The organism is Curtobacterium sp. GD1, from assembly GCF_020882855.1.
Taxonomy (GTDB): domain Bacteria; phylum Actinomycetota; class Actinomycetes; order Actinomycetales; family Microbacteriaceae; genus Curtobacterium.
In genome coordinates this window covers 18,977-28,138 of the sequence record NZ_JAFEVQ010000040.1, presented here as the reverse complement: position 1 = coordinate 28,138, position 9,162 = coordinate 18,977, and the positions used below count along the sequence as shown (strand labels likewise).

The window sequence follows — 9,162 nt, the reverse complement described above, 5'->3', positions numbered from 1 at the left end:
TGTGAGGTTGCAATGTTAGATACCAAAAGTTACGTTAGTTGTTTATTTTTCAATGAAACGGCGACCTCGATAATACACACGCTGCATTTCGTCGGCAGCGTCAGATGAGTAGAAGCGACATCGACCACTGCGCGCGTTCCACCACGCGCAGTCGTCGTCAGGGTGCGCAGTCCGCGCGTCGGCGTGCGCGTCCCAACGTGCGGATCGGAGGCGCGGTGCGGCCCGGACCCGCGCGTCGGCGTCCCCACGTGCGGACCGGAGGCGCGGTGCGGGCCGGACCCGCGCCTCCAGTCCCCCACGTGCGGACCGGAGGCGCGGTGCGGGCCCGACCCGCGCCTCCAGGCGGTCGACCAACGGCGGCTCAGGTGAGGGCGAGGAGGTTGTTGACCTGCTCGTTCACGCCCGTCAGCGTGCTGATCGGCTTGCCGTTCGCGTAGATGTCGTCGAACGCCGGTTGCACGAGGGCCTGCACGTCGGCGGGGTTCCGGGTCACGGGGAACAGGAACGTCGTGCCGTCCTCGACCTGCTCGGTGAAGGCCGTCACGTCGAGGCCCCGCTTCGCGTACGCCGCCACCGCTGCGTCGGTCCCCGATCGGCGTGCCGGGAAGACGATGCCCGCCCGGCCGACGATCTCCTGGGCGGCAGCGCTGCCGAGGAACGCGACCCACTTCGCCGCTGCCTCAGGGTTCCTCGCCTGCTTCGTGATCGAGTCGCCGAGACCGTTGAACATCGACGCGCGGTGCCCGATCGGCCCGGTCGGCGTCGGCGCGATCCCGACGTCGATGCCCGGGAGGTTCGCGTACGTCCCGATCATCCACGAGCCGTTGAACGAGAGCGCGACCTTCTTCGAGCCGAGCTGGACGTCCGGTCCGGTCGTCGTGGAGAAGACCCCGTACTTCGGCATGTAGCCCTTCTCGGCGAGCCCGAAGTACCACGAGATCGTCTTCTGGAACCCGGCGTCGTCGTAGCGGAAGCGGTTCCCCCAGGGGTTCTTGTTCGTGTAGAACCAGTCGATCGACCCGGTGAACGGCGACCACTGGGTCTGCCCGAACCCGTCGCCCCCGCTGCCGTTGGCGCTCATCCCGTAGACGGCGACGTCCGTCTTGTCGAAACCCGGCTCGTCACCGCGGCGCCCCTTGCCGTCGATCGTGAGGTGCGCGACGGCGCGCTCGAAGGTGCCGCCGTCATCGGGGTTCCAGGACAGGGCGGCCAGGTCGTCGGCGGTGTACCCGGCCTTCGCGATGACCTTCTGGTCGTAGAACATCGCGACCGTGTCCCAGTCCTTCGGCGAGCCGTACCGGTGGCCGTCCCGCCCCTTCCAGAGCTGGGCGAGCCCGGACTGGTAGTCGTCGTCACGGATACCCGACGTCGCCTCGAGCTCGTCGAGCTTGTACAGCACGTCGAGGTCGGCGAACTGCGGGAACTTCGACAGGTGGTCCGTGAACACGTCCGGCGCGGTGCCGGCGATGAACCCGGCGGTGAGCTTCGTCCAGTAGTCGGCCCACCCGAGCTGGGTGATCCTGATCGTGATGCCGGGGTTCTCGCGCTCGAAGGCCTTGGCGACGGCCTGGTACGCCGGCAGCTGGTTCGAGTCCCAGAGCCAGTAGGACACCGTGCCGGTCGCACCGCTCCGCGGGTTCGGGGTGCCCGTGGTGGAGCAGGCGGCGAGCGCACCGAGCGCCAGGGCGGACGCTCCGCCGGCGAACAGGGCGCGGCGGGTGATGGAGTTCGTCATGTGCGGATCCCTACTTGATGCCGGAGAAGCCGATGGAGTTGACGATCCGCTTGGCGAAGACGCCGAAGAGCACGATCATCGGGAGCGCCGCCACGAGCGTCGCGGCCATGAGCCCGGCCCAGTCGGTGCCGGACTGCGGCGACTGCGACTTGAAGACCCCGAGCGCCACCGTGAGCACGCGGGAGCTGTCGGTGTACGAGACCATCAGCGGCCAGAAGTAGTCGTTCCACGCCGTGATGTACGTCAGGACGGCGAGCGTCGCGATCGGGGCGGAGGCCATCGGGAGGATGAGCCGGAAGAAGACCCGGACCTTGCCGGCGCCGTCGATGAGTGCCGCCTCCTCGACCTCGCGGGAGATCCCGAGGAAGAACTGCCGGAGGAAGAACACGGCGAACGGCGTCATGAGCATCGACGGCAGGGCGATCCCGAACAGGGTGTCGACGAGGCCGAGCGACTTGATCAGCGTGAAGTTCGGCAGGAGCGTGAAGATCGTCGGCACCATCAGTCCGGCGAGGAAGACCGCGAAGACGCGGTCGCGGCCGGGCCACCGCAACCGCGCGAACGCGTAGGCCGCCCCGGCCGAGAAGAACACCTGGCCGACGGTGATCATCGTCGCGGTGAGCACCGAGTTCAGCAGGTACTGCCAGAAGTTGATGGCAGCGCCGGACCCGCCCTGGGCGAGCGCCTCCTTCGTGGACTGCAGGCCGAACACGCGCTCGAAGCCACCGAGGCTGAAGCCCGTGGGGAGGAGCGAGGTGGGGTCGGCCGAGATCGCGCCGTTCGAGGACAGGGCGGTGCGGAGGATCCAGTAGAACGGGAACAGGGTCACGACGATGACGGCGATCATCGCGATCCAGGCGATGACCCGTCCGACGGAGGGCTTCCGACGAGGCGGTCGGGGGCCGCCGCGGGTGGTGATCGCGCGGGTGGTCTGCGGTTCGACCACCGGGGGCAGGGTGCTGGTCATCTTCGACTCGCTTCCGTGTGCTGTGGCCGTCAGTCCAGGTCGCTCTCGCCGGAACGCGAGAGTCGGTACTGGATGATCGTGATGATGCTGAGGACGATGAGGAGGGCCACCGAGACGGCGGACGCGTAGCCGAACTGGAACCGGCCGAACGCCAGGTTGTAGATGTAGTTCTGCACGACGTTCGTGGCGTTCGCGGGTCCGCCCTGGGTGGCGATGGCGACGGTGTCGAACACCTGGAACGACCCGATGATCGTGATGATGAGCACGAGCGACAGGATCGGTCGGAGCAGCGGCACGGTGATGCGCCAGAACATCTTCCACTCGCTGGCGCCGTCGATGCGGCCGGCTTCGTACACCTGCTCCGGCAGTGCCTGCAGGCCCGCGAAGATGAGCAGGGCCGTGTAGCCGACGTTCCGCCAGACGTTGATGAACGCGATGGTCGGGATGCCCCAGAAGTCGCTCTGCAGGAACGGGATGCGGCCCACACCGATCGCCGACAGGATCTCGTTGCCGATGCCGAGCTGCGTGTCGAGGATCCACAGCCAGATGAGCGCCGCGACGACGTTCGACACGAGGTACGGCGCGAGGACGATGCCCCGGACGAAGGTCGACTTGGTGAGGCGGTGCATCATCACGGCGATGAACAGCGCGAGGATCGTCTGGAACCCGATGTTCAGCAGGACGTACTCGACCGTCACCGCCATCGAGTGCCAGAAGATCGAGTCCTGCACCAGGCGCTCGTAGTTCTGCAGGCCGGTGAACACCGGCGGTGTGAGCAGGTTGAACGACGTGAAGCTGAGGTAGATGCCCCGGACGGTGGGCCACGCGAGGAACACGGCGAAGCCGACCGATGCCGGGGCGATGAAGATCAGCGCCAGCCAGAGGTCGTTCCTGGGCCGGCGTCGCGGGGAGGTGGTGCCGGCACGGGCGCGGTCGGTCGCCCGACTCCTCCGTCTCGTGCTGGCCGTCGTCAAGGGTGACGACACAGGGCTCTCGGTGGCCATCGCGACTCCTTCGTCTGCGGTGGACTGACGTGCAGCAGTCCGTGAGCCGGGAATCTACACGTGGGGACAGCGGGTGGCAAGAGGCTTTTTCTTGGTTTGAATCGGGGGTTGTCACGTGTAGACATCGATGTCAGGATGGCCCTCGATCGCATCGGAGCGACCTGCCCGGCGACGCATCCCCCACCTGGAAAGGTCACTGATGATCTCTGTCGGAATGGTCGGCGCGGGCCAGTTCGCCCCCCAGTTCGCCAAGCTGTTCAAGCTGCACCCGGACGTCGACCGCGTCTTCGTCACCGACCTCGTCGACGACCGGGCATCCGAGCTCGTCGAGTCACAGCACCTCGACGGCACGTTCCCGGACTTCGACGCCGTGCTCGCCTCGGACGTCGACGCCGTCGCGATCTTCACGCAGCGCTGGACGCACGGGCCGCTCGTCGTGAAGGCCCTCCGCGCGGGCAAGCACGTCTACTCGGCCGTGCCGATGGCGATCTCGGTCGAGGAGATCCAGGCCATCATCGAGGCCGTCCGCGAGACCGGGCTCACCTACATGATGGGCGAGACGAGCTACTACAACCCCGCGACGGTGTTCGCCCGCTCGAAGGTCGCCGAGGGTGCCTTCGGCCGTGTCTTCTACGCCGAGGGCGACTACGTGCACGACATGGATCTCGGCTTCTACGCCGCGTACCAGTTCAGCGGCGGCGAGGACTGGAAGCGCACCGCCAGCTACCCGCCCATGCTCTACCCGACGCACTCGGTCGGCGGGGTCCTCGGCGCGATCCCGGGGCACGCGGTCAGCGTCAGCTGCATCGGCGTCAAGGACGACCGCGGCGACGGGGTCTTCGACAAGGACGTCAGCCAGTTCGACAACGACTTCTCGAACGCCACCGCCCTGTTCGAGCTCGACAACGGCGGGGTCATGCGGATCAACGAGATGCGCCGCGTCGGCTACCCGTCGCACATCCGCGAGTCCCGCTTCCGCTACTTCGGCACCGAGGCGAGCTTCGAGCAGCTCGCCAAGGTCAGCGTCTGGCAGGACAAGGAGGACTCGCACGACATCAGCGACCAGATCGACACCCAGGCCACTATGGAGCTCGACGACCCCCGCCTCGCCGGCGTCGACCCCTCGCTCCGTGACGCGTTCGTCTCCGGCTACGCGGCCGTGCACGACACGTCGCGCCTGCCGGCCGAGTACGCCGGCGTGCCGACCGGACACGAGGGCAGCCACCAGTTCCTCGCCGACGACTTCGTCCGCGCCGTCGTCGACCGGACCCTGCCGCCGGTGAACGCCTGGACCGCCGCCCGGTTCACGCTGCCCGGCATCATCGCCCACCAGTCCGCACTGCAGGGCGGCGTCCGCCTCGAGGTGCCGGACTTCGGCGACGCCCCGGAGACGGTCGAGGCGGTGGGCTCGTCTAGTATCGCCAGCGACTAGCAAGTGGTGTTCGGGTGTCGGTCCGCGCGGGCCGGCACCCGAACGCGACTTCCGACCCGACGAAGGTGGCACCCGTGACCGTCCCGACGACCCCGAGGGCGGTCACCCGCGCCGACGTCGCCCGGTACGCCGGCGTGAGCACCTCCGTCGTGAGCTACGTCGTGCACGACGGACCCCGTCCGGTCGCAGCGGCCACCGCGGCACGCGTCCGCGAGGCGATCCGCGTGCTCGGCTACCGCCCGAACGCGAGCGCCCAGGCCCTCCGCACCGGGTCCTCGAAGATGCTCGGACTCATCGTCCCCGAGCTCGACAACCCGTTCTGGTCCGAGCTCGGCGTCGCGGTCACGCACGCCGCCGCCGCGCGCGGGTACGACGTCCTGCTCGCCAACAGCGACGGCGACGCCGCGCAGGAACGGGAGCGCCTGCGCAGCCTCTCCGCCCGGCAGGTCGACGGCATCATCGTCACGAGCATCATGACGCGGCCCGACCTGTCCACGGTGACGGACCCCGGCATCCCGATGGTCCTGCTCAACACCTTCTTCGAGGTCCCCGACTACGCGAGCATCGGCGTCGACGCCCTCCGAGGTGCGTACGACGGCACGCAGCACCTCGTCGAGCACGGCTACCGCTCGATCGGCCTGGTCATGGGGCACGCCGGCTCGATGGAGCTCCGCGAGCAGGGCTGGATGCGGGCTCTCCGCGACGCCGGGCTGCCCGACGGCCCGATCGTCCGCTGCGACTTCACCCGACGGGGCGGCTACGAGGCCGGCCTCCGCATGTTCGGCGAGGGCTCCGGCCCCCGAGCGGTCTTCGTCAGCTCCGACATGCAGGCGGTCGGGCTCCTGCGCGCCCTCTTCGAGCTCGGACTGTCCGCGCCCGACGACGTCGCGATCGTCTCCTTCGACGGCGCGGTCGAGGCCGACTACACGAACCCGCAGCTCACCACGGTCCGGCAGCCGATCGAGACGATGGCGACCGCCGCCGTCGACCGGGTGCTCGGCCTCGACGCGGACAACCAGTGGCACCGGGACCTCGTCCCCGCCGAGTTGGTGCTCGGCGCCAGTTGCGGGTGCGGCGTGCGTCGCTGACGCACGCGCCTGCGGTCCGGGAGGCGCGGTGCGGGGCCGACCCGCGCCTCCCGTCCGACGCTGGTCACGCCAGTCCGCCTGCTCGCACCATCAGCCCTCCATGACCGCGTCGAGCGCGTCGAGCGCGACGCGGCGGTGCCCGCTGCGCGTCACGGCGACCGCCTCGACCGGCTCGCCGGTGGTGGCCTCGACGAAGCGGAGATCGGACGTGCGCTCGGACGGCCGGTGCCGGTCCGCCCACCCGCCGAGAGCGAGCAGCACCAGCGAGAGGTCGCGGCCAGCCTCGGTGAGGACGTACTCGTCACGGACGCGTCCACCGTCCGGCTTGTAGGCGTGGCGTTCGAGCACGCCGCCCTCGACGAGGGAGCCGAGGCGTGCCGTGAGGACCTCCCGCGGGACCCCGAGGCTCTGCTGGAACTGGCTGAAGCGGGTCGACCCTGCGAGGGCGTCGCGGACGATCATGAGCGTCCACTTCTCGCCGAGGACGTCGAGGGACCGCGCGATGGGGCAGCGCTCGTCGCCGCCGAGGATGCCGAGCATGTGTTCATCCTACCTGGGTTCGGAATTCAGACACACCGTGCTAGGTTCATTTTCCGTACCCAACCTCTTCGACAGGAGCAACCATGACCACCCTCACCGACGCGACCGTCCTCGTCACCGGAGCGAACGGCGGCCTCGGCGCCGCGTTCGTCCAGCAGGCCCTCGACCGCGGTGCCGCCAAGGTCTACGCCACGGCTCGGACCCCGCGCACCTGGGACGACGAGCGCATCGTGCCGCTCGCCCTCGACGTCACCGACCAGGCGAGCGTCGACGCCGCCGCCCGCGCAGCAGCCGATGCCACGGTCGTCGTGAACAACGCCGGCATCGGTGGCTCCGCGCCGCTCCTCGAGACCTCGGTCGACGAGGTCGAGCACGTCTTCGCCACGAACGTCTTCGGTGCGCTCCGGGTCGCCAAGGCCTTCGCGCCGTCGCTGGCCGGGGGCGCGCTCATCGACGTGCACTCGGTGCTCAGCTGGATCGCGCTGGCCGGGGGCTACTCCGCCTCGAAGGCCGCGTTCTGGTCGATCACGAACTCCCTGCGCCTCGAGCTCGCACCCCAGGGGACCCAGGTCCTCGGAGCGCACCTCGGTTACACGGACACCGGCATGACGGCCGACCTCGACGTCGAGAAGGCCGACCCGGCGGACATCGTGGCGGCGATCTACGACGCCCTCGAGGCCGGCGAGCACGAGGTCCTGGCCGACCAGGTCAGCCGCGACGTCCGCGCCGGGCTGAGCGCCCCGCTCACCGCGCTCTACCCGGCGCTGGCGTCGGCCTGACGCCTTCGCTGTCGATGGGCTCGGCGGTGCTCGCGACCCGGCACGCCGTTCCGCGCGGCGGCGAGGCGTCGGGACGCGCGGCGGCGAGGCGTCGGGCCGCGGCGGGACCGCCGGTTCCGCGGGGCGCGTGACCGTTCCGGTTCGCGAATCCCGTGATCCGCGAACCGGAACGGTCACGACGGCGGGACGATACGCGCAGGACCGCAGCGAGTCGGGCGATCCCTGCCTGTCGAGTCACACCCGCGCGTCCGGGGTCAGCCGTGGGCCCCTCGGCCGGTGATGCCCGCGGTGGCATCGGCGATCGACGCGCGCTCGGAGTCGGTGAGACCCGCCGCGCGCAACACCCGGTCGAGCACCGCGGTCTTGCGCACGAGGTAGTCGTCGATGTCCAGCGCCTCGGCGGCAGCCCGACGCTTCACGGCGGCGTACTCCTCGCGGAGTGCGTCGTCCCCACGCAGGACGTCCCGCACGCCGAGGTGGTTGCGGAGCGCGAGCGATCCTTCGACCACGACGTAGGTGTTGCTCGGGCCGAAGCGCTCGGGCGTGCGGAACGCCTGCCGCCCCGGGATGCCGAGGTCGCCGCGCGGCAGGAAGCCGATCGCAGCGAGGGCCTCGACGGCCGCGGGCACGTCCGCCGCCCCGACGACCACGTCGACGTCGATCACGGGCTTCGCCGCGAGGCCGGGCACCGCCGTGCTCCCGACGTGCTCGATGCGGTGCGGGAAGCCGGCGGCGAGGAGCGCCGCGCCGTACGCCGTCCGCAGCGCCTCGAAGCGCCGCGGCCACTCCGCTCGGTACTCGACGACCTCGACCACACCGCCCCCTGGATCTCCTCGCGCACGGTGCACGGTACGCGTCCCGGTGTCCCGACGGTCGGCGGCCCGTGCGATCATCGATCAGTGCAACTCCCTCCCCCGATCGCGGTCGTCATCGCCGCCATGAGCGAAGAGGTGTCCGCGTTCGCCGGGCTCCTCGGCGGTGTCCCGATCCTCGACGGTCCGGTCGGCGGTCACGACGAACACCACCTGCTCGACGTCGGCGGCGCCACGGTCGCCGTGCGCCGCAGCGGCATCGGGTTCACGAACGCCACGGCAGCGGTCGCCCACGCCTTCCACGACTTCGGCTCCGGCATCCCGGTGATCAGCGTCGGGACGGCCGGTGGGCTGATGCACGGCGTCGAGATCGGCGACGTCGTCGTCGGGGACCGCTACGTCAACCTCAACGCCGACGCGACGGCCTTCGGGTACGCGCTCGGCCAGGTCCCGGGCATGCCCACCGGGTACGAGCCCGACGACCGGCTCGTCGAGCTGGCACTCGCCTCGGACGCCGGGTACCGCCTCCGCTCGGCCACGATCGGCTCGAGCGAGATCTTCGTCACCGAGGGTCGAGCGCGTCTGCTCCGGACGGCGTTCCCCGCGGTCGCGGCGGTCGACATGGAGTCGGCGGCGATCGCGCAGTTCGCGCACGTCCACGCCATGCCGTTCGTGTCCGTGCGGTGCATCAGCGACCTGTGCGCGCCGGACGGCGACGAGTTCAAGGAGCACCTCGACGATGCGGCCGCGCGTGCCGCCCGGGTGGTGCACGACGTGGTGACGGGGCTCGTCAGCTGAACCGGGG

The 9,162-nt window shown here is 70.0% G+C and carries 9 protein-coding genes; 4 read left to right on the top strand and 5 right to left on the bottom strand.

Annotated features, from left to right (window positions below; translation table 11 throughout):
* Positions 1 to 361 precede the first annotated feature (361 nt).
* Genes JSX79_RS16685 through JSX79_RS16675 form a run of 3 tightly spaced genes read right to left on the bottom strand, consistent with a single transcriptional unit; the run spans position 362 to position 3,706 of the window.
* On the bottom strand, positions 362 to 1,735 hold the full coding sequence (locus tag JSX79_RS16685; protein ID WP_071296045.1) for a sugar ABC transporter substrate-binding protein: 1,374 nt from the start codon (positions 1,733 to 1,735) through the stop codon (positions 362 to 364).
* Between the two features lie 10 nt (positions 1,736 to 1,745).
* Positions 1,746 to 2,702 (bottom strand): carbohydrate ABC transporter permease, encoded by a 957-nt coding sequence (locus JSX79_RS16680; protein WP_083295227.1) that lies wholly within the window; start codon positions 2,700 to 2,702, stop codon positions 1,746 to 1,748.
* Between the two features lie 29 nt (positions 2,703 to 2,731).
* Positions 2,732 to 3,706, bottom strand: a complete 975-nt coding sequence (locus JSX79_RS16675; protein WP_229087209.1) for a carbohydrate ABC transporter permease — start codon at positions 3,704 to 3,706, stop codon at positions 2,732 to 2,734.
* A 199-nt stretch (positions 3,707 to 3,905) separates the two neighbouring features.
* Between JSX79_RS16675 and JSX79_RS16670 the strand changes: the two genes are divergently transcribed.
* Positions 3,906 to 5,138, top strand: a complete 1,233-nt coding sequence (locus JSX79_RS16670; RefSeq protein ID WP_071296046.1) for a Gfo/Idh/MocA family protein — start codon at positions 3,906 to 3,908, stop codon at positions 5,136 to 5,138.
* Positions 5,139 to 5,212: 74 nt separating this feature from the next.
* Positions 5,213 to 6,226, top strand: coding sequence for a LacI family DNA-binding transcriptional regulator (locus JSX79_RS16665; RefSeq protein WP_229087208.1), 1,014 nt, complete (start codon positions 5,213 to 5,215; stop codon positions 6,224 to 6,226).
* A 90-nt stretch (positions 6,227 to 6,316) separates the two neighbouring features.
* Here JSX79_RS16665 and JSX79_RS16660 read toward each other — a convergent pair whose 3' ends face one another.
* On the bottom strand, positions 6,317 to 6,766 hold the full coding sequence (locus JSX79_RS16660) for a helix-turn-helix domain-containing protein (protein WP_229087203.1): 450 nt from the start codon (positions 6,764 to 6,766) through the stop codon (positions 6,317 to 6,319).
* A gap of 83 nt (positions 6,767 to 6,849) precedes the next feature.
* Here JSX79_RS16660 and JSX79_RS16655 point away from each other — a divergent pair, with 83 nt between their 5' ends.
* Positions 6,850 to 7,545, top strand: a complete 696-nt coding sequence (locus tag JSX79_RS16655) for an SDR family oxidoreductase (protein ID WP_071302808.1) — start codon at positions 6,850 to 6,852, stop codon at positions 7,543 to 7,545.
* Between the two features lie 254 nt (positions 7,546 to 7,799).
* On the opposite strand, the gene JSX79_RS16650 is transcribed toward JSX79_RS16655, so the two are convergent.
* A complete protein-coding gene (locus JSX79_RS16650) occupies positions 7,800 to 8,360 on the bottom strand; it encodes a GrpB family protein (protein ID WP_229087201.1) in 561 nt (186 codons plus the stop codon).
* 84 nt (positions 8,361 to 8,444) lie between these two features.
* On the opposite strand from JSX79_RS16650, the gene mtnN reads away from it, so the two are divergent.
* Positions 8,445 to 9,155, top strand: a complete 711-nt coding sequence (gene mtnN / locus JSX79_RS16645; protein WP_175473689.1) for a 5'-methylthioadenosine/S-adenosylhomocysteine nucleosidase — start codon at positions 8,445 to 8,447, stop codon at positions 9,153 to 9,155.
* Positions 9,156 to 9,162: the final 7 nt, after the last annotated feature.

What these genes read in the sequence shown, in the direction of transcription:
- JSX79_RS16670 (WP_071296046.1), top strand. Translation starts at nt 3,906, where the DNA reads ATGATCTCTGTCGGAATGGTCGGCGCGGGCCAGTTCGCCCCCCAGTTC.
- JSX79_RS16655 (WP_071302808.1), top strand. Translation starts at nt 6,850, where the DNA reads ATGACCACCCTCACCGACGCGACCGTCCTCGTCACCGGAGCGAACGGC.
- JSX79_RS16685 (WP_071296045.1), bottom strand. Translation starts at nt 1,735, where the DNA reads ATGACGAACTCCATCACCCGCCGCGCCCTGTTCGCCGGCGGAGCGTCC.
- JSX79_RS16660 (WP_229087203.1), bottom strand. Translation starts at nt 6,766, where the DNA reads ATGCTCGGCATCCTCGGCGGCGACGAGCGCTGCCCCATCGCGCGGTCC.
- JSX79_RS16680 (WP_083295227.1), bottom strand. Translation starts at nt 2,702, where the DNA reads ATGACCAGCACCCTGCCCCCGGTGGTCGAACCGCAGACCACCCGCGCG.
- JSX79_RS16675 (WP_229087209.1), bottom strand. Translation starts at nt 3,706, where the DNA reads ATGGCCACCGAGAGCCCTGTGTCGTCACCCTTGACGACGGCCAGCACG.